The organism is Mesorhizobium sp. EU05-FHT14A09 (assembly GCF_058790995.1).
In genome coordinates this window covers 67,862-86,091 of record NZ_JBYTDF010000015.1, presented here as the reverse complement: position 1 = coordinate 86,091, position 18,230 = coordinate 67,862, and the positions used below count along the sequence as shown (strand labels likewise).

Genomic DNA, 18,230 nt, shown 5'->3' with positions numbered 1-18,230 from the left:
AGTGGCAGCAAACAGCGCTGCATCGGCTGGCGTTCGATTCGCCGGCAGTTCGATTTCGGATCGAGGATGATATGCACACCAATGACGCTTTCTCATTTCTGATGGCCTGGGCGGCAGCCCCTTTCAGGGTTGGGTCAGTCACGCCTTCGAGCTCGACCCTGGCAAGTTTGATGACCCGCGAGATCGGTCCTGATACCGGTCAGGTACTGGAACTCGGGCCGGGCACAGGCCCGTTCACGCGAGCCCTGATCGACCGCGGCGTGCGTGAACAGGACCTGACACTGGTCGAGGCCGACAGCGATTTCGCCGCCATGCTCACCAAGCGGTTTCCCACGGCACGTATCTTCGAGATGGATGCCACCGGCCTGCGCCATCTGGCATTGTACAATGGACCGATCGTCGGTGCCGCCATCAGCGGCCTTCCGTTCCGGCTGATCTCGCCGCGCCGCACGCGGCTGATCCTGGAAGGCGTCTTCGCCAACCTGCGTCCTGGCGCCTCGCTCTACCAGTTCACACTCGGGCTGCGTTGCCCGATCGACCAGAGCATGCTCGACCAGCTCGATCTCAAGGCCACCCGCATTGGCCACACGCTGCGTAATTTCCCGCCAGCGACGGTCTACCGCATCAGCCGCATCCCGGTCGTCAAATCGTACGACTGGCGCTACGCATCGTGACCGGCCCAGCGTCGGTCATTCTGGAGTTCGGACTTCTCGGCGTGTTCTGTATCGCGTCCGTCGAGAAGATCTTTCCGGCGCCGCCGTCACACATCATCCTGCTGTTCCTCGGCATGACGGCGGCGCCGGGGCTGGACCGGCTGGAACTGCTTTTGCTGGTTACCGTTGCAGGGTCCACTCTGGGCTCGCTGTTCTGGTACGCGATGGGTCGCCGCCTTGGCCAAGAACGTGCGGATGCACTGGTCAAGCGTTTTGGCAAATATGTCTTCCTGCCGCTTTCGACCTATCGCAAGCTGGCAGAAGCGTACCGCCGCAAGGCTTTCGCGGCTTCGCTGGTGGCACAACTCATTCCAACGGTGCGCAACTATCTCGGTATCGGCGCGGGCGCGTTGCGGTTGCCTGTTCTGGCCTTTGCCTCAGCCACGCTGCTCGGAGCCATGATCTGGAATTCGGCGTTCCTGCTCATCGGCTATCTGATGCGCGGCAGCGATCACAACCCGGTCTCCATCGGCTTTCGCATCATCGCCATCGTCGTTCTGGTGGAAGCGACGTTCTTCCTCGTCCTGCGCTATCGGTCGATCCGTCGTCGCCGTGCCGAACTGGCCGGCGGCTGAGCACCTTTCTTCCTGCCCGCGCCCGTGTTTATTTGCGGCATGGCATTCACTCTCAGGCAACTGCAGTTCTTCGTCGCCGTCGCGGATCAGGGCTCGGTCTCGCGGGCCGCGCAGAAACTGTCCATCTCGCAGTCCTCTGTCACCGAGGCGGTCAAGGAGCTGGAGACCGACCTTGGCGTCGAACTGTTCGAGCGCCATTCGCGCGGCCTCAACATCACGCATAAGGGCCATCAATTCCTGCGCCATGCCACCAAGATCCTGTCCGACGTGTCGGATGCGCGCCGTACTTTCCTCGGCGAGCAGGAACAGACCAAGGGCCGGTTGCAGCTCGGTGTGACTTCGCTGGTTGCCGGCTATGTCCTGTCCGACATCCTGGCGCGCTATCGCCGCGCCTATCCCGGTGTCGAGATCACGGCGATCGAGGACAATGGCGATTATCTCGAGCACCTGCTCGTCGGCGGCAAGCTCGACGTCGCGGTCATGGTGATCTCGAACCTGCGCGACCGCACCGCGCTGCAATCGGAAATCCTCGAAGTCTCCGCCTATCGCCTGTGGATGCCGCTCGGCCATCGGCTGACCGGCGCCGACATCATCGGTGTGAGCGACATCGTCAGCGAACCGCTGATCATGCTGACCATCGACGAGATCGAGGAGAACACCGGCAAGCTTCTGGCCGCCATCGGCGCCAGGCCGCATGTCGCGTTCCGCACCCGCTCGGTGGAGGCCGTGCGCAGCCTCGTCGCCACCGGCGCCGGCGTGGCCCTGCTGCCGGACCTGATCTATCGCCCGTGGTCGCTGGAAGGCGATCGCATTGAATCGCGGGATGTTTCCGGCTCGCTTCCGGTCGTCCAGGTCGGCATGGTCTGGCGGCGTGGTTCAGGCCTGGCGCAGCCCGCGCGCGATTTCATCGGCATTGCGCAATCGCAGCGCACCATCCGACAGCGGCAGTGATTTTGTTATCGGAAAAACCGATACCGCCTTTCTGATAAATGAATTTGCGAAAGCTACGTTTTCACGACACCTTTCGTTTCAGGGAGCGAAGCCGCCGTCAGAGCGCGGCCCCTGAGATGGGAGACGACGATGAATTCTTTCCTCAAATCATGCACTGCCCTGACCATTGCGCTGACCTTTGCTGGTCAAGCCGTGGCGCAGGAAGCCTTGAAGGAACTGGGCAAAGGCGAAGGCCAGCTCAACATCATCGCCTGGCCGGGCTACATCGAACGCGGCGAAACCGACAAGGCCTATGACTGGGTCTCGGACTTCGAGAAGAAGTCGGGCTGCAAGGTCAACGTCAAGACCGCCAACACCTCCGATGAAATGGTCTCGCTCATGAATGAGGGCGGTTTCGACCTCGTCACCGCCTCGGGCGACGCCTCACTGCGCCTGGTTGCCGGCAAGCGGGTGCAGCCCATCAACACCGATCTCATTCCAAGCTGGAAGACCGTCGACGACCGCATCAAGGACGCGCCCTGGTTCACCGTCGACAGCAAGCACTATGGCGTGCCCTATCAATGGGGCCCGAACGTCTTGATGTACAACACCAACGTCTTCAAGGAAGCGCCCAAGAGCTGGAATATCGTCTTCGAGGAGCAGACGCTGTCCGACGGCAAGTCCAACAAAGGCCGCGTCCAGGCCTATGACGGTCCGATCCATATCGCCGACGCCGCCAACTACCTGATGGCGCACAAGCCGGACCTCGGCATCAAGAGCCCTTATGAACTGAATGAGGATCAGTACAAGGCAGCGCTCGACCTGCTGCGGGTCCAGCGCACTTTGGTCGGCCGCTACTGGCATGACGCCGCCATCCAGGTCGACGATTTCCGCAACGAAGGTGTCGTCGCCTCCGGTTCGTGGCCATTCCAGGTCAACACGCTGGTTGCCGCCAAGCAGCCGGTTGCCTCGACCATTCCGGAAGAGGGCGCCACTGGCTGGGCCGACACCACCATGATGGAGGCTGACGCCGCCAACCCGAACTGCGCCTATATGTGGCTCGAACATTCGCTGTCGCCGAAGGTGCAGGGTGACGTTTCTGCCTGGTTCGGCTCGCTTCCCGTCGTGCCAGCCGCCTGTAAGGGCAACGAATTGCTGACCGACGAAGGCTGCAAGACCAACGGCTTCGACCAGTTCGAGAAGATCAAGTTCTGGCGCACCCCGACCTCGAAATGCGCCAGCCAGAACGACCAGTGCGTACCCTACTATCGCTGGGTCTCGGACTATATCGGTGTCATCGGCGGGCGTTGATCTCCCTCCCTCCCTAGTAAGGGGAGGGTCGCCCCTGAGGGGCGGGGCGAGAGCCGCGCGGACCTGAGCTTTCGCCCGCCCTTGGGTGCAAACCATCTCTCGGTGGGAGGTGACCGCGTCTGTCCGTCGGCTGTCGGCAGCCGGACAGGCATGATCGTTCGCAACAATGATCGCAGAAGAGATGACCCCAGCTGTTTCCTTTCAGAAAGTGGCCCGGCACTTCGGTGCGGTAAAAGCCGTCGACGCGCTCGACCTCGATATCGCGGCCGGTGAATTTTTCGCCATGCTTGGCCCGTCCGGTTCCGGCAAGACCACCTGCCTGCGCCTGATCGCCGGTTTCGAGCAGCCCACGGCCGGCACCATTTCGATCTTCGGCGAACGCGCCGAGGGCGTGCCGCCTTACCGGCGCAACGTGAACACGGTCTTTCAGGACTACGCGCTGTTTCCGCACCTCAATGTGCTCGACAACGTTGCTTATGGCCTGATGGTCAAGGGTGTCGGCAAGGTCGAACGTCTCAGGGCCGCCGAGGAGGCGCTGGCGCTCGTGCAACTGCCGGGTTATGGCGCGCGCCGTCCTGGCCAGCTCTCCGGCGGCCAGCGCCAGCGCGTGGCTTTGGCACGGGCGTTGGTCAACCAGCCCAAGGTGCTGCTGCTCGACGAGCCGCTCGGCGCGCTCGACCTCAAGCTGCGCGAAAACATGCAGGAAGAGCTGAAGTCGTTGCAGAAGGCGCTCGGCATCACCTTCGTCTTCGTCACACACGACCAAGGCGAAGCCTTGTCGATGGCCGACCGCGTCGCTGTCTTCAATGAAGGCAAGATCATGCAGGTCGGCTCGCCGCAAGAGATCTACGAGCGACCGAAGACACGTTTCGTTGCCGATTTCGTCGGCTCCTCCAACGTGCTGCCGCCGGATTTCGTGCAGCGCTACGCCGGCCAGCGCCGCTGGGGCAGCCTGCGCCCTGAAGCGATCCGCATCACGCGCCAGACCGGCGGCGATGCCGTCCAGGCAAGGGTTTCGGGTGTCAGCTATCTTGGCGCCGCCACCCGGCTGGCGCTCGACACCGAGGGCCTGCGCCTGCATGCCAGTGTGCCGTCGGGCTCGACGGTGCCGGAGCAGGGCGATGCCGTGGCCTTCACGTTCAATCGCGATGCCATCCACCTGATGGACGAAGCGCCATGAGCATCGCTTCCGTCACCGCGACCGGCGACGCGCCGGCTTCCGCGATCCTGCCCGCGCGTGGCGGCATGCTGGGCGCGCTGTCCGACCTGTTCTGGCGCCGGCCGCGCTTCCTGCTCGTGCTGATGCTGATGCCGCCGCTGCTGTGGCTTGGCGTTGTCTATATCGGCTCGCTGCTTGCCCTGCTTTTGCAGAGCTTCTTCTCGATCGACGAGTTCTCTGGCCTCATCAACCGGCAGTTCACGCTGAAGACCTATGCCGACCTGCTGCAGCCGGCGAATTTCGACATCATCGTGCGTACCGTGGTCATGGCCGCGCTGGTGACGCTGGCATCCATCGCCGTCGCGTTCCCGATTGCCTACTATGCCGCCCGCTACGCGCAGGGCCGCTGGAAGGCGCTGTTTTATCTGGCCGTAATGCTGCCGTTGTGGTCGAGTTATCTGGTCAAGGTCTATGCCTGGAAGCTGATCCTCGCCAAGGAAGGCATCCTCACCTGGTTCCTGGCCAAGCTGCATTTGCAGTGGTTGCTCGACGGCTGGCTGGCATTGCCTTATGTCGGCGGCAATTCGCTGTCGGTGTCGGCCACAGGCACCTTCATCGCTTTCGTCTATGTCTGGCTGCCGTTCATGATCCTGCCGATGCAGGCAGCGCTCGAACGCGTGCCCGGCAATCTGGTCGAAGCGTCGTCGGATCTCGGGGCCTCGCCCGGCCAGACGTTCCGCAACGTGCTGTTTCCGCTGGCGCTGCCGGGCATCGTCGCCGGATCGATCTTCACCTTCTCGCTGACGCTGGGCGACTACATCGTGCCGCAGATCATCGGCACGTCGCGCCTGTTCATCGGCCAGGCCGTCTATTCGCAGCAGGGTACCGCCGGCAACATCCCGCTGGCCGCCGCCTTCGCGGTGGTGCCCATCGTCATCATGGGTTTCTACCTGTGGGGCGCCAAGCGTATGGGGGCCTTCGATGCGCTCTGACCGTAACCAGTCGGCACCGCTCGGCCTGAAGATCGCCGCCACCTGTGGCCTGCTCTTCCTGCACCTGCCGATCCTGCTGATCTTCGTCTACGCCTTCACCACGGAAGAGAAGAGCTACCAGTGGCCACCCCCCGGTCTCACCACGCAATGGCTCGCAGTCACCTGGAATCGGCCCGACGTGTGGGAAGCACTGTCGCTTTCGGTCAGGGTCGCGGCGATCTCGACGCTGGTGGCCATGATCCTCGGCACCTTGTGCGCCGCCGCCGTTTCGCGCTCACGTTTCTTCGGCCGCGAGACGGTGTCGTTGCTGGTCATCCTGCCGATAGCGCTGCCCGGCATCATCACCGGCATCGCGCTGCGTTCGGCTTTTTCGCTGACCGACATTCCGTTCTCGTTCTGGACGATCGTGCTCGGCCACGCCACCTTCTGCGTGGTCGTGGTCTACAACAATGCGGTCGCTCGCTTCCGCCGCACGTCCGGTTCTCTGATCGAGGCGTCCTATGATCTCGGCGCCGACGGTTTCCAGACGTTTCGGCATGTCATTCTGCCCAACATCGCCACGGCGCTGCTTGCCGGCGGCATGCTCGCCTTCGCCCTGAGCTTCGATGAGGTCATCGTCACCACCTTCACCGCCGGCCAGCAGCAGACGCTGCCGATCTGGATGCTGGAAGAACTGATCAGGCCGCGCCAGCGGCCGGTCACCAACGTCGTGGCCATGGTCGTCGTGCTGGTGACACTGCTGCCCATCCTGCTTGCCTATTACCTCACCCGCGATGGCGATCAGGTCGCCGGGGCGGGAAAATGAAATCGGTGGGTGGGCAGTAGGCAGTCGGCAATAGGCAGTCGGGAAACAACATAAAACCACGACTGCCTATTTCCGACTGCCCACTGCCACCCCTTTCAAAAAGGGAGTACGACAATGAACACTGAGATGCTGATCGGCGCCGCGTTCGAAAAGGGCGCAGAAGCCGAGGAAGCCGTGCTGAACCCGCGCACCGGCGCCACCATTCTCAGCCTGCCTGAAGCAAGCGAGGCGCAAATCGAGCGCGCTGTCGCGGCAGCCGAGAGAGCTTTTGCCAGCTGGTCGCGCACCACGCCGGCGCAGCGCTCCGCCTACCTGCTCAAGATCGCCGACCGCATCGAGGCCGAGGCGCAGGAGTTCGCGGCGCTCGAGGCGCTGAACTGCGGCAAGCCGATCAATGCCGTGCTGAACGATGAGATCCCGGCGATCGTCGATTGTTACCGTTTCTTTGCTGGCGCAGTGCGTTCCATGCCTGGCCAGGTTGCTGGCGAATATCTGCCCGGCCACACCTCGATGATCCGCCGCGACCCGATCGGCATCGTCGCTTCGATCGCGCCGTGGAACTATCCGCTGATGATGATGGCGTGGAAGCTGGCTCCGGCCATCGCCGGTGGCAACACGGTGGTGTTCAAGCCGTCGGAACAGACGCCGCTCACCGCGCTGAAATTGTCGCGCATCCTGGCCGACATCCTGCCGGAGGGGGTCGTCAATGTCGTGCTCGGTCGCGGCGAAAGCGTCGGCAGCCCGCTCATCAACCATCCCAAGATCAACATGATCTCGATCACTGGCGACATCGCCACCGGCAAGAAGGTACTGCAGGCCGCCGCCAAGTCGGTCAAGCGCACGCATCTGGAGCTTGGCGGCAAGGCGCCTGTCATCGTGTTCGATGATGCCGATCTCGACGCCGTCGTCACCGGCCTGCGTGCCTTCGGCTACTACAATGCGGGCCAGGACTGCACCGCCGCCTGTCGCATCTATGCGGGCAAGAAAATCTACGACAAGTTGGTCGCGCAACTGTCTTCGGCAGTCTCGACCATCAAGTTCGACCAGGCCGACGACACCGAGAACGAGATCGGGCCGTTGATCTCGCGGCGCCAGCGCGACCGCGTCGCTTCCTTCGTCGAGCGCGCGTCGGAGCTCAAGCACATCGAGATCACCACCGGTGGCAAGCCGGGCGAGGGCTCGGGTTTCTACTTCCAGCCGACGGTGGTTGCCGGCGCCTTGCAGGACGACGAGATCGTGCGCCGCGAGGTGTTCGGGCCCGTCGTCTCGATCACCCGCTTCTCCGATGTCGACGAGGCGGTCGGCTGGGCCAATGACAGCGACTACGGCCTTGCCTCTTCCGTGTGGACCAAGGACATCTCGCGCGCCATGGCCACCGCTGCCCGCCTGCAATATGGCTGCACCTGGATCAACACCCATTTCATGCTGACCAACGAGATGCCGCATGGCGGCCTCAAGCAGTCCGGCTACGGCAAGGACATGTCGGTCTACGCGCTGGAGGACTACACTGCCGTGCGGCACGTGATGGTTGCGCATGGATAAGGTTCTTCTCCCCGTTTACGGGGAGAAGATGCCGGCAGGCAGATGAGGGGCTGCACGAACTCGCCAACATTGGTTCTGCCCTTCATCCGGCCCTTCGGGCCACCTTCTCCCCGTGAACGGGGAGAAGGACGGGAGCGTTACTCCACCACGCGGAAGATCTGCCAGAGACTGGAGCCCGACACGACATAGGGCTCGATCTCCTTGCCCCATTTGGCGTGCGCGTCGATCTTGCCGATCCTGGCGAAGAATTCCTCCAGCCGGGCGAGGCTCTCGACCTGATGATGCGTCTCGACCGTTGCTTCGCGCGCGCCGATCGATCCGGTCATGATCTGAAATTTGAGATCGGCGATGTCGACCTGCGAGCCGATCTCGCGCTCCCACTTTCGCATCAGCTCGAGCACAGTCTGCTTGTGTCCGAACTTGGCGTCGATCTGCCATCTGGCGCTGAACATGCTGTTCTCCTCCATGATTTGCCGCAACGATTACCGCCGAAACAGAAGCCATCCCGATCCGATCGGGATGGCTCGGCTGTTGATCTACTCGTCCCAGGCCTGCACGACTGTCTGTCGTGCAATGAGGCCGTTCTTCAGTTCGACTGTCGCCGCGCAAAACACCTTCGTGCCGTCCGGGTAGGCGCAGGCCTGGGTGAAGGCGAGGTTGTCGCCTTCCGCGATGGTGGTATCGACCTTGTGCGTCATTGCCCGGCTGCAGATGTCGTCCCAGAAGGTGCTGATTGCCGCACGGCCGCGGATCTCGCGCGGCTTGCTCGGCGGATTGTTGCGGTCGATCACCCGCACCAGCGCATCGTCGGCGTAAAAGCTCGACAACATCTTGCCGTCGCGGCCTTCGATCGCCTTCTTGATCGAGGCACCATCCACTGCTTTTGTCTTGGTCAGCATGTTGGTCTCCATGATTTCGTTACCGTTCGATTTTGATCGGATGCCGCCCGACGCTTGCTGCCGGACAGCCAGTCTTCACTGCGATTTCGCCTTGGCGGCTGCGAGCAACTCGTCGGTCTGCTTCTTGAAGGTCGCGAAGTCGACCTGACTGCCGTTGAGCATCGTCGACCAGTGGCGCACGATCGCTGACATCGCCACGGCCTCCTTGATCTCTTCATCGCTGGCGCCGTTGGCCTTGGCCGCCAGCGTGTGGAAGTAGATGCAGTATTGGCAGGGGATCTGTGCGGCCACGGCGAGCCCCATCAGTTCCTTGGTCTTGCCGTCGAGCGCGGTGTTGGGATTGAGCTGGACGCCTTTGATTTCGGCCCAGGCGCCGGCCACGGCGACATCCGGCAATGTCTTGAACATGTCGGGCACCGAGCCGAGCGTGGCCTGGATATCCTTGAAGGCGGCGGTTGCCGAAGCATCTTCGGCCCGCAGCGGCGTGGCGGCCAGCACTGCACTCGCCGCCAATGCCAGCAAACCGGTCTTGCCAATCTGTCTCAGCATTTCATCCTCCATCCGCAGGGTTTGATGGCGACATCGCCTGGCCTGCATGGAGACAAATCGTAATCCTCGAAGCGCTCCGACCGCTTCGCTCGAAAGCGCCATGGCTCTTATGGCCCGTCCGGGCCAGGGTGCCTGGCCGAAAAGGCAGCCGCCGCCGCCCGCGATGGCAGGTCGAGCTTGAGCAGGATGTTGGCGACGTGCCGCTTCACCGTATGCTCGCTGAGCTTCAGTTCGGCGGCGATCGCCGCATTGCTCTTGCCGTCGGCGATCAGGCTGACCACCTCGCTTTCCCGTGCCGTCAGCGCTGCAGTTTCCAATGGCTTTGCCTTGGAGCGGCAGGCCGGCTCCAGATGCTGTTCCGACGTTGCAAGGACCACCGGCAACGGCTCGCCCAGTTCGTCGAGGCTGGCATGGCCGGCGTCGACGAAGCGCAGGCCGGAGCCGATCGCGAGTTCGGCGACCAGTCGCGAAGCGACGATGTCGCCGCGTGCGGCATGCAGCGCGAGCTGCATGGTCACCCGCGCCGTCAGCCCGGCCGGTTGGCCGCGCAGCTCGATCTCTCCGACATGGGCGCCCTGCGCGCTTGCCACCCCGATCTGCTGCGCCGCCTCGCGCAGGGCCGCCGCGCAGCGTATGGCGCGTGCCGGCCCGTCGAAACGCGCGATCATCAGCTCGCCATGCATGCCGGCGACGCGGCCGCCGTGGCGACCGACCAGCAGGCGCCATGTCTCGTGGAAGCGTTGGCTTCGCTCGCTCCACATGCGGTCGCCGAGCCTGGCCGTGTCATAGATACGCGTCGCCAGCAGCGCAGCCAGAACGCGCTCGGTGTCGGCCACCGCCGGTTGGCCGGTCAGGAATTCTTCCGTGAGGTCCGCCACCCGGTCGACATCTCCGGTCCAGACCGGATGATCGCGCCCGGGGAGCTCGACGAGGCGGGCTCCCTGGATTTTCCTGGCCAGGAAGCGGCTGGCCTCCAGGTCGACGCGCACGTCGCCGCGGCGATGGAGCAGCAATGTCGGCGTCTTGATCGCCGGGAGGATGCCACGCACATCGGTTCCCGCATCCATGCGGGCAAGCACCGCGGCGGCGGTTGGACTGGCCGACAGTCTTTCGAACCGTGCCCACCATTGCACGAAATGCGCATCGTCCATCCGCCCCGGTGCGAAGCCGGGCAAGGTCGCGCCGGTGCCCCACGAGGTTTCCGTCGTCTCGATGAAGGTTTCCAGACGCTCCGGAGGCATGACCCATCTGTGGAAATGCGCGTAGCCGCCATAGAGCACCAGCGCCCGGGTTCGCTCCGGATAGGTGGCGGCGAACAGCATCGCCATCGGTGCGCCTTCCGAGGCGCCGAGCAGCGCGGCGCGGCCACTGCCGGCAGCGTCCATCACGGCGCGCACATCATCCATGCGGTTTTCGAGACTGGGCAGGTGATGGCTGTCGACGCGGTCGGAAAGCCCGGTGCCGCGCTTGTCGAAAAGGATCAGCCGCGAGAAGGCGGAGAGCCGTTTGAGCAGGCGGCTGTAGCCTTCGTCTTCCCAATGCAGGTCGAGATTGGAGATGAAACCCGGCACGAAGACGAGATCGAACGAGCCCTGGCCGACCACCTGATAGGCGATCCGCACATCCCCGCTACGCGCGTATCTGGTCTCGATCGACCTCACGCGACTGCCCCGCCCAACGAGACGATCCGATCGTCGATCATAGCAGAAAATGCCAGCTGCCGCGCAGCCAAATTTTACAGACTGAAATAATCAATGGAGCCTTTGGTCGGCTGCCGCTGCGGCGGACAGCGAGCACTGCGGGCGTGGCGGGACGGATCAATTGAAAGCCACGAGGCTGTCTCGCTTCACTCGCAGCGGAGCGTCACCGTTCCCTGATAGTTGCCGGAAGCGTAGATGCCGGAGCTTTTGGTCGCGATCAGGTCGATCTGAACACTGTGCGGGCCGTTCAGCACCTTGACCGGCGTGTTCTGGGGCTGGTCGGTGGCGCCGCCGTCGATACGGAACACCGTGTTGAAGCCGACATTGGTGCCCCCGCCCGAGGGGGCGCTCGAAAAACTCGCCGGTGGCACCACGGTCAAGGCGAAACAGTTGAGCAATTGGACAAGGCTGCACAGGACTCCGAGAACCCCAGGCTGAATGGTAATCGAAGCTGCAGCGTAAGCACCGCCGGCTGGCTTGGAACTCAACACGGAAGCGTTGGCGTTGGTCACCATCGTTCCAGTCCGTGTCACCATGATCGTGCAGGTGCCATCCAGGGCGGCTGACGCGGGGTTGCTGGCCAGGGCAGATATGACAAGCGCCGCTATCAGGCGCAGTGCAGCGACATGCAAGGGGCTACAGGCCATCATGGCACTCCACCTGGCTACTTGCCGTCGCCGCGTGCGCTCCAGCCCTCGGACACCCAATTCTTGCTCTTGCGCTGTGCCTTGACCTGACGTTTCGCCGGAACGGCGACAGTCGCGGATGCCGGTTGTGCGGTCGATGCGGTGGACATGCCGGCATCGGGGCCGACCCCCATTTTCATCAGGTCGAGCTCTATCTGCAGGCGTTCGACCTCAAGATTGTATAGCTTGGAGCAGTCCAGTCGCTTTGGCCGGCTGCCCAGCGGGATCACCACCCGGCCATAGGCGGCCATGTCCTGCGTGCTGACCGCGGCGCTGTTCCTGATGACACCCATGTCGAGATACGCACCGGAGCCGGAGATCGAGGAACTGCAGGTCGTGCCATCAGCCGCGCGCACCTCATCCTGGCCTTGCGGCAGCGCCACCCCAGGCAGGTCGAAGCCGTTCTGGTTCTGGACGAGCTTGTAGACGTCTTCCGCATGGGCCCGCCACCCACCCGTTCCAGTCAGCACGAGCGTGGTCAGGAGCGCCTTTGTCCAAGAAACTTTCCGCATATCTGTGCCCTTATCTGGGTTTGATCATTTGGAAACGGGATGCTTTCCGTGCAGATTCGAACCTTGCGTTCGCTGGTGCCGTTGAATGGAACGACGACGAGAACCGGGCGCGAGGCATCGCCTCCGAGCATGAACTCGGAAGGGCTGACGCGGGCGTCCTTGACTGGATAAAAATCCTGGTCGTAGACGCGAACCGAGATCTTGATGCGTTGCTTGTAGGGATTGGCCGGGTAGACGCGGACGGCGAAAGCATTGGAAAAACTCATGATTTCGCCGCGCATCGGCGACATTGACTGAGCCGAAACCGCTGCCGGAAGAGCGCAAAACAGCGCCAAGAGCCCATGCAGGCGCTTGCTGATCATCATCGTCCCTTTCGAACTAGACTCCAGCAATTCCGGGTAACGGTTCCGTCCGGAGTTGCGTAAAAACAAAGAGTTAGAGCGTTTCCGTGTCTCCGCGAAAAACGGAACGCTCTAGGGTTCGCAGCGAACCGTAACGGTCGCCTGGTAGTTGCCTGCCACGAATGTATCCGAGCCCGTCTTGGCCCCCGCCAGATTGACGGTCACCACCGATGTTCCGGGGCCTGTCAACGCATGGGAAGCGCCGCCTTCGGGGAAGTTATGCGCGCCGGAGACCGCATAGGTCGGGGTCCAGGCGATGGTGCCGCTGTCGGCGGCCGGTGTGGTGACGCCGCTTACGGCAGAATCGACGCTGAGCGTCACACCGCCTGTGGTTGCAAGATTTGCCGTGCCTGCCGTGCCGCCACTGTTGTGCGAACTGAGCGATTGAAGGTTCGGGCTGACGGTCATGGTTCCATTGGAGCCGACGGTCAGAACGCAGACAGAAGCCACCGATCCATTGAAGATCACGCCTTGCGTTGCGGCAAATGTTACAGAAGAAGATGCCGCAAGCCCAAGAAACGCAAGTCCAGGTAAAATACCTTTCATGCGGAGAGCCCTCTCCTTACTGAATAATGAAACGCTTAAACACAAGCAGTATTAAGTCAAGGATTTATTGTTCGTGTGCGTTGGGTTGTACGCCGTACGTCTTTCTTGTACAATATAGACACTGCGTGTATTCTGATTCAAATCCCTGGTTTTAGAATGTATCTCTAATATTGACCTGTCTAAATTAGGCATAGCGAAATAAAGTTCAGGACTCTGCAATCATTGGATGTGCGCCGCTACTTTGCGGGGCCCTTGAAGCGTGGTCAAAAATTTGGACAGTTGGATTGTTTTCTGGCCTGCGCGCTAGCCGAAGGAACCGGCGACTCGCAAAGGACTCCCGGTTTTTTACGGTGACTGAAAGGGCAAAGACGGGCTGGCTGGCGGCAATCCGCAGCCAAAAATCAGGCTGCGGGCTTCTCTTCCGCAGCGGGTCGGCGAATCAGTGGTGCTGCGGCAAGGACCAGTTCGTCGAAACTCTTTCCGCCAGCGTCGATCATCTCGAACATCTGGCGGCGCATGCGCGGCTCCCAGAACTTGTTGATGTGCTCGGCGACGCCGGCGATGCCTTCTTCACGCGGCTTGGAATGGAAGAAGGTCGCGATCTGGTTGGCCATGCGCACCAGTTTCTCGCTGGTGGAGGAAACATGATCCTCGTCATGCGACATGTTGGGAAACTCCGCTCAAGACCCGCTCCGGGCGGGTGAAAATGTCGAATTCGTCGCCGCGCACCAGCGCCACCAGCGTCATGCCGGCGGCCTCGGCGGTGCGGATGGCAAGCGCGGTCGGCGCCGAGACCGCGATGATGAAAGGCGCGCCGATCGCTGCCGTCTTCTGCACCATCTCGACCGAGACGCGTGAAGTCACCACGACCGCGCCCGTGGCGCCATCGACCCCGGCCTTGGCCAGCGCGCCGGCCAGCTTGTCCAGCGCATTGTGGCGGCCGACATCCTCGCGTGCGGCAATGATGCCCTTGCCTGGCAGGTAGAAGCCGGCTGCGTGCACGGCGCCGGTTTCGGCATGCAGTGGCTGCAGCCTGGACAGCGCCTTGACCGCGCCGGTGATGTCGTCGGCGCTCAGCGTGAGTTTCGAGACGTCGACATCATCGACCGAGCGCATGGCTTCCTCGATCGACTCGATACCGCACAGCCCGCAGCCGACTGGCCCGGCAAGCCGCCGGCGTCGCGCTTCGAAACGGGTGTTCGCCTTGTCCTTCAGCCGAATCTGGATATCGATGCCGGCCTCGACGTCCTGCACCTCGACGGATTCGATCTCGTTCGGCGAAGCGATGATGCCTTCAGTCAGCGAGAAACCGAGCGCGAAATCCTCGAAGTCGGCGGGCGAAGCCATCATCACCGCATGGGTGGTGCCGGCATAGGAAAGTGCGACCGGCGTTTCCTCCGGCACCATCCGCGCCGCCGCCTTGGTTCCGCTCGTGCGGCGGGCGATGCGAGTGGTCGAGCTGGTGGCGGGGCGGATCATGGCGCGATCTCCCCCTCCCCCTTGAGGGGAGGGTGGCCGCGAAGCGGCCGGGTGGGGTCTGTGCGGCAGCGCTCGGCATATCCCTTCACCCGCTGAGCGACATGCCAGGCATTGTCCAGAACATCTGGCGCATCAACCCGCATCACGTCGAAACCGAGCGAGTTGAGATACGCGTCACGATTGGTATCGTGCCTGCGCCCTTGGCTGGTTTCGTGCGAGTCTCCATCGATCTCCACGACAAGCCGGGGATCGAAACATACGAAATCAGCGATGTAGGGTCCAATCGGCGATTGGCGCCGGAACTTGAAGCCATCGGTCTTCAAGTCGCGAAGTTCGTACCAAAGCAGCACTTCTGTTTTGGTAGCAAAGCGGCGGAGTCCCTTGGCCTTTTGCCGCATTTCGAAAGTGACGCGTGTACGAGGCAATTCGTCCTCCGGCACTTGCAAGAAAGAACGGAGGCTGGAGCACTGCCGCGCGGACCCCACCCGGCCGCTTCGCGGCCACCCTCCCCTCAAGGGGGAGGGGGGCGTTAGCGCCATTCTCACTCCGCCGCCTCGAGATGGCCCTTGATGCGCCGGCTCTGGCGGGCCTGCTCGTTGTAGTCCTTCTGCCATTCGGTCGGGCCGTTCGACGGCGCCACCTGCACGGCGGTGACCTTGTATTCCGGACAGTTGGTCGCCCAGTCGGAGTAGTCGGTGGTGATGACGTTGGCCTGCGTGTCCGGATGGTGGAAGGTGGTGTAGACCACGCCCGGCGAGACCCGGTCGGTAATCAGCGCGCGCAGCGTCGTCTCACCCGCGCGGCTTGCCAGCCGGATCCAGTCGCCATCGCGGATGCCGCGATTCTCGGCATCGTGTGGATGGATTTCCAACCGGTCTTCCGAATGCCACATGACGTTGTCGGTGCGTCTTGTCTGCGCGCCGACATTGTACTGCGAGAGAATGCGGCCGGTGGTCAAAAGCAGCGGGAAGCGTGGGCCGGTGCGTTCGTCCGTCGCCACATATTCGGTGCGGATGAACTTGCCCTTGCCGCGCACGAAACCGTCGATGTGCATGATCGGCGTGCCTTCCGGCGCCTTCTCGTTGCAGGGCCACTGCACCGAGCCCATCTTCTCGAGATAGTCATAAGACACCATCGCAAAGCTCGGCGTGGTTTTTGCGATCTCGTCCATGATCTCGGACGGATGCGCGTAGTTCCAGTCGAGCCCCATCGTCTTGGCGAGGTTCTGCGTGACTTCCCAGTCGGCGTAACCGTTCTTCGGAGCCATCACCTTGCGCACGCGGTTGATGCGGCGCTCGGCATTGGTGAAGGTGCCGTCCTTCTCGAGGAAGGTCGAGCCCGGCAGGAAGACGTGGGCGTAGTTGGCGGTCTCGTTGAGGAAGAGATCCTGGACCACCACGCATTCCATGGCGGCGAGGCCGGCCGACACGTGCTTGGTGTCCGGGTCTGACTGCAGGATATCCTCGCCCTGGATGTAGATGCCCTTGAACGAGCCATCGACGGCCGCGTCCAGCATGTTGGGGATGCGCAGGCCGGGTTCATCGTCCAGCTTCACGCCCCACAGGCTCTCATAGATGTCGCGCACAGCGTCGCCCGAGATATGGCGATAGCCGGGCAGTTCGTGCGGGAAGGAACCCATGTCGCACGAGCCCTGCACATTGTTCTGGCCGCGCAGCGGGTTCACGCCGACGCCACGCCGGCCGATATTGCCGGTGGCCATGGCGAGGTTGGCGATGCCGATGACCGTGGTCGAACCCTGGCTGTGCTCGGTGACGCCGAGGCCGTAGTAGATCGCGCCGTTGCCACCGGTGGCATAGAGCCGTGCGGCACCACGGATCAGTTCCGGATCGACGCCGGACAATTTGCCAACTTCTTCCGGGCTGTTCTCGGGCAGCATGACGAAGGACGCCCAGTCCTGGAATTCGTTCCAGTCGCAACGTTCGCGGATGAAGGCTTCGTCGAACAGGCCCTCGGTGACGATGACATGGGCGAGCGCGGTGACGACGGCAACGTTGGTGCCCGGCTTCAGCGGCAGGTGATAGGTGGCCTTGGCATGCACCGAATTGACGGTCTCGGTCTTGCGCGGATCGAGCACGATCAGCTTTGCACCCTGGCGGATGCGCTTCTTCATGCGTGAGGCGAAAACCGGATGCGCTGCCGACGGATTGGCGCCGATGACCATGATGACATCGGAATCCTCGACCGAGTCGAAGTCCTGCGTGCCGGCGGAAGTGCCGTAGGTCTGGCCGAGGCCATAACCGGTTGGCGAGTGGCAGACGCGGGCGCACGTGTCGACATTGTTGTTGCGGAAGCCCTGGCGAACCAGCTTCTGCACGAGATAGGTTTCTTCATTGGTGCAGCGCGAAGAGGTGATGCCACCGATGGCGCTGCGGCCATACTGGTACTGGATGCGGCGGAATTCGTTGGCCGTATAGGTCAGCGCTTCTTCCCACGACACTTCGCGCCATGGATCGGTGATCTTCTCGCGGATCATCGGGTTGAGGATGCGGTCCTTGTGGGTCGAGTAGCCGTAGGCGAAGCGGCCCTTGACGCAGGAGTGGCCGCGATTGGCCTTGCCGTCCTTGAACGGCATCATGCGCACCAGCTCGTCACCGCGCATCTCTGCCTTGAACTGGCAGCCGACGCCGCAATAGGCGCAGGTCGTCACCACCGAATGTTCCGGCTGGCCGATCTTGATCACCGACTTTTCCGACAGCGTCGCGGTCGGGCAAGCCTGTACGCAGGCGCCGCAGGACACGCATTCGGAATCGATGAAGTGCTCATGCATGCCGGGTGAAACGCGGCTGTCGAAACCGCGACCCTCGATGGTCAGCGCGAAGGTGCCTTGCACTTCCTCGCAGGCCCGCACGCAGCGCGAGCAGACGATGCACTTGGACGGATCATAGGTGAAATAGGGGTTGGACTCGTCCTTCGCCATCCAGCGGAAGTTTGCGTCGCCATCGTTCTTCTTGAAGACGTGGTTGTCGCCTTCGTAGCCGTAGCGCACGTCGCGCAGGCCGACGACACCAGCCTGCGTCTGCAGTTCGCAGTTGCCGTTGGCGGCACAGGTCAGGCAGTCGAGCGGATGGTCGGAAATGTAGAGTTCCATCACGCCGCGGCGGATGTCCTTGAGCCGTCCGGTCTGGGTGTGCACCACCATGCCCGGCGCCACCGGCGTCGTGCACGAGGAGGGGGTGCCGTTACGGCCTTCGATTTCCACTAGGCACAGGCGGCAGGAGCCGAAGGCGTCGACCATGTCGGTGGCGCAGAGCTTCGGGATGGCAATGCCGGCATCCATCGATGCCCGCATGATGGAGGTGCCTTCCGGCACGGTGACGGTGAAGCCGTCAACGGTCAGCGTGACCTGCTTCTCCGATTTCGAAGCCGGCGTGCCGTAGTCGATTTCGTGGATGAGACCCATGGCCAGGCTC

The 18,230-nt window shown here is 62.7% G+C and carries 20 protein-coding genes; 8 read left to right on the top strand and 12 right to left on the bottom strand.

All coding sequences use genetic code 11. The annotated features are described in order from the left end of the window. The first annotated feature begins 170 nt into the window (after positions 1-170). The 8 genes from AC3WTO_RS30195 to AC3WTO_RS30160 all read left to right on the top strand — a co-directional run bounded on the left by AC3WTO_RS30195 (position 171) and on the right by AC3WTO_RS30160 (position 8,027). A complete protein-coding gene (locus AC3WTO_RS30195) occupies positions 171-674 on the top strand; it encodes a class I SAM-dependent methyltransferase (protein ID WP_492464717.1) in 504 nt (167 codons plus the stop codon). Then, positions 671-1,288, top strand: coding sequence for a DedA family protein (locus tag AC3WTO_RS30190; protein ID WP_492464718.1), 618 nt, complete (start codon positions 671-673; stop codon positions 1,286-1,288). Before AC3WTO_RS30195 ends, AC3WTO_RS30190 begins: the two co-directional genes overlap by 4 nt. A gap of 39 nt (positions 1,289-1,327) precedes the next feature. Further along, positions 1,328-2,239 (top strand): LysR family transcriptional regulator, encoded by a 912-nt coding sequence (locus AC3WTO_RS30185; protein WP_492464719.1) that lies wholly within the window; start codon positions 1,328-1,330, stop codon positions 2,237-2,239. Between the two features lie 129 nt (positions 2,240-2,368). Then, positions 2,369-3,529 carry an ABC transporter substrate-binding protein gene (locus AC3WTO_RS30180; RefSeq protein ID WP_492464720.1) on the top strand — a complete coding sequence of 387 codons (1,161 nt, stop codon included), beginning with the start codon at positions 2,369-2,371 and terminating at the stop codon, positions 3,527-3,529. Positions 3,530-3,710: 181 nt separating this feature from the next. Next, positions 3,711-4,709, top strand: coding sequence for an ABC transporter ATP-binding protein (locus tag AC3WTO_RS30175; RefSeq protein ID WP_492464721.1), 999 nt, complete (start codon positions 3,711-3,713; stop codon positions 4,707-4,709). Beyond that, positions 4,706-5,680: an ABC transporter permease gene (locus AC3WTO_RS30170; RefSeq protein WP_492464722.1), complete on the top strand. Its 975-nt coding sequence runs from the start codon at positions 4,706-4,708 to the stop codon at positions 5,678-5,680. Before AC3WTO_RS30175 ends, AC3WTO_RS30170 begins: the two co-directional genes overlap by 4 nt. Further along, positions 5,670-6,485: an ABC transporter permease gene (locus tag AC3WTO_RS30165; protein ID WP_492464723.1), complete on the top strand. Its 816-nt coding sequence runs from the start codon at positions 5,670-5,672 to the stop codon at positions 6,483-6,485. The genes AC3WTO_RS30170 and AC3WTO_RS30165 overlap by 11 nt, the downstream gene beginning before the upstream one ends. Before the next feature lie 114 nt (positions 6,486-6,599). Continuing rightward, a complete protein-coding gene (locus tag AC3WTO_RS30160) occupies positions 6,600-8,027 on the top strand; it encodes a gamma-aminobutyraldehyde dehydrogenase (RefSeq protein ID WP_492464724.1) in 1,428 nt (475 codons plus the stop codon). Between the two features lie 137 nt (positions 8,028-8,164). On the opposite strand, the gene AC3WTO_RS30155 is transcribed toward AC3WTO_RS30160, so the two are convergent. The 12 genes from AC3WTO_RS30155 to fdhF form a co-directional block, all read right to left on the bottom strand. Beyond that, entirely contained in the window at positions 8,165-8,479 is a 315-nt protein-coding gene (locus AC3WTO_RS30155; RefSeq protein ID WP_492464725.1) for a hypothetical protein, read from the bottom strand. Between the two features lie 84 nt (positions 8,480-8,563). Then, positions 8,564-8,926 (bottom strand): nuclear transport factor 2 family protein, encoded by a 363-nt coding sequence (locus AC3WTO_RS30150; RefSeq protein WP_492464726.1) that lies wholly within the window; start codon positions 8,924-8,926, stop codon positions 8,564-8,566. A gap of 75 nt (positions 8,927-9,001) precedes the next feature. Then, a complete protein-coding gene (locus tag AC3WTO_RS30145) occupies positions 9,002-9,475 on the bottom strand; it encodes a carboxymuconolactone decarboxylase family protein (protein ID WP_492464727.1) in 474 nt (157 codons plus the stop codon). Between the two features lie 107 nt (positions 9,476-9,582). Further along, positions 9,583-11,136 (bottom strand): alpha/beta fold hydrolase, encoded by a 1,554-nt coding sequence (locus AC3WTO_RS30140; protein ID WP_492464728.1) that lies wholly within the window; start codon positions 11,134-11,136, stop codon positions 9,583-9,585. A 185-nt stretch (positions 11,137-11,321) separates the two neighbouring features. Next, the gene (locus AC3WTO_RS30135; protein ID WP_492464729.1) at positions 11,322-11,822 is read right to left on the bottom strand and encodes a hypothetical protein; all 501 of its coding nucleotides are present in this window, start codon (positions 11,820-11,822) and stop codon (positions 11,322-11,324) included. A gap of 17 nt (positions 11,823-11,839) precedes the next feature. Beyond that, positions 11,840-12,373, bottom strand: a complete 534-nt coding sequence (locus AC3WTO_RS30130; protein ID WP_492464730.1) for a hypothetical protein — start codon at positions 12,371-12,373, stop codon at positions 11,840-11,842. Continuing rightward, a complete protein-coding gene (locus AC3WTO_RS30125; RefSeq protein WP_492464801.1) occupies positions 12,340-12,735 on the bottom strand; it encodes a hypothetical protein in 396 nt (131 codons plus the stop codon). The genes AC3WTO_RS30130 and AC3WTO_RS30125 overlap by 34 nt, the downstream gene beginning before the upstream one ends. Before the next feature lie 111 nt (positions 12,736-12,846). Then, positions 12,847-13,320, bottom strand: a complete 474-nt coding sequence (locus tag AC3WTO_RS30120; RefSeq protein WP_492464731.1) for a hypothetical protein — start codon at positions 13,318-13,320, stop codon at positions 12,847-12,849. A 401-nt stretch (positions 13,321-13,721) separates the two neighbouring features. Further along, positions 13,722-13,985, bottom strand: coding sequence for a formate dehydrogenase subunit delta (locus tag AC3WTO_RS30115; protein WP_492464732.1), 264 nt, complete (start codon positions 13,983-13,985; stop codon positions 13,722-13,724). Then, positions 13,975-14,799 carry a formate dehydrogenase accessory sulfurtransferase FdhD gene (gene fdhD, locus AC3WTO_RS30110; RefSeq protein WP_492464733.1) on the bottom strand — a complete coding sequence of 275 codons (825 nt, stop codon included), beginning with the start codon at positions 14,797-14,799 and terminating at the stop codon, positions 13,975-13,977. Before fdhD ends, AC3WTO_RS30115 begins: the two co-directional genes overlap by 11 nt. Then, entirely contained in the window at positions 14,796-15,224 is a 429-nt protein-coding gene (locus tag AC3WTO_RS30105) for an endonuclease domain-containing protein (protein ID WP_492464734.1), read from the bottom strand. Before AC3WTO_RS30105 ends, fdhD begins: the two co-directional genes overlap by 4 nt. Positions 15,225-15,340: 116 nt before the next feature. Beyond that, positions 15,341-18,220, bottom strand: a complete 2,880-nt coding sequence (fdhF, locus tag AC3WTO_RS30100) for a formate dehydrogenase subunit alpha (protein ID WP_492464735.1) — start codon at positions 18,218-18,220, stop codon at positions 15,341-15,343. Between the last annotated feature and the right edge of the window lie 10 nt (positions 18,221-18,230).

Excerpts from the sequence above, each read along its gene's own strand:
- AC3WTO_RS30180 (WP_492464720.1), top strand. The coding sequence starts at position 2,369 with ATGAATTCTTTCCTCAAATCATGCACTGCCCTGACCATTGCGCTGACC.
- AC3WTO_RS30150 (WP_492464726.1), bottom strand. The coding sequence starts at position 8,926 with ATGCTGACCAAGACAAAAGCAGTGGATGGTGCCTCGATCAAGAAGGCG.
- AC3WTO_RS30155 (WP_492464725.1), bottom strand. The coding sequence starts at position 8,479 with ATGTTCAGCGCCAGATGGCAGATCGACGCCAAGTTCGGACACAAGCAG.
- AC3WTO_RS30175 (WP_492464721.1), top strand. The coding sequence starts at position 3,711 with ATGACCCCAGCTGTTTCCTTTCAGAAAGTGGCCCGGCACTTCGGTGCG.
- fdhF (WP_492464735.1), bottom strand. The coding sequence starts at position 18,220 with ATGGGTCTCATCCACGAAATCGACTACGGCACGCCGGCTTCGAAATCG.
- AC3WTO_RS30195 (WP_492464717.1), top strand. The coding sequence starts at position 171 with ATGACCCGCGAGATCGGTCCTGATACCGGTCAGGTACTGGAACTCGGG.
- AC3WTO_RS30115 (WP_492464732.1), bottom strand. The coding sequence starts at position 13,985 with ATGTCGCATGACGAGGATCATGTTTCCTCCACCAGCGAGAAACTGGTG.
- AC3WTO_RS30170 (WP_492464722.1), top strand. The coding sequence starts at position 4,706 with ATGAGCATCGCTTCCGTCACCGCGACCGGCGACGCGCCGGCTTCCGCG.
- AC3WTO_RS30130 (WP_492464730.1), bottom strand. The coding sequence starts at position 12,373 with ATGCGGAAAGTTTCTTGGACAAAGGCGCTCCTGACCACGCTCGTGCTG.
- AC3WTO_RS30135 (WP_492464729.1), bottom strand. The coding sequence starts at position 11,822 with ATGGCCTGTAGCCCCTTGCATGTCGCTGCACTGCGCCTGATAGCGGCG.
- AC3WTO_RS30145 (WP_492464727.1), bottom strand. The coding sequence starts at position 9,475 with ATGCTGAGACAGATTGGCAAGACCGGTTTGCTGGCATTGGCGGCGAGT.
- AC3WTO_RS30125 (WP_492464801.1), bottom strand. The coding sequence starts at position 12,735 with ATGATCAGCAAGCGCCTGCATGGGCTCTTGGCGCTGTTTTGCGCTCTT.
- AC3WTO_RS30185 (WP_492464719.1), top strand. The coding sequence starts at position 1,328 with ATGGCATTCACTCTCAGGCAACTGCAGTTCTTCGTCGCCGTCGCGGAT.
- AC3WTO_RS30120 (WP_492464731.1), bottom strand. The coding sequence starts at position 13,320 with ATGAAAGGTATTTTACCTGGACTTGCGTTTCTTGGGCTTGCGGCATCT.
- AC3WTO_RS30160 (WP_492464724.1), top strand. The coding sequence starts at position 6,600 with ATGAACACTGAGATGCTGATCGGCGCCGCGTTCGAAAAGGGCGCAGAA.
- fdhD (WP_492464733.1), bottom strand. The coding sequence starts at position 14,799 with ATGATCCGCCCCGCCACCAGCTCGACCACTCGCATCGCCCGCCGCACG.
- AC3WTO_RS30165 (WP_492464723.1), top strand. The coding sequence starts at position 5,670 with ATGCGCTCTGACCGTAACCAGTCGGCACCGCTCGGCCTGAAGATCGCC.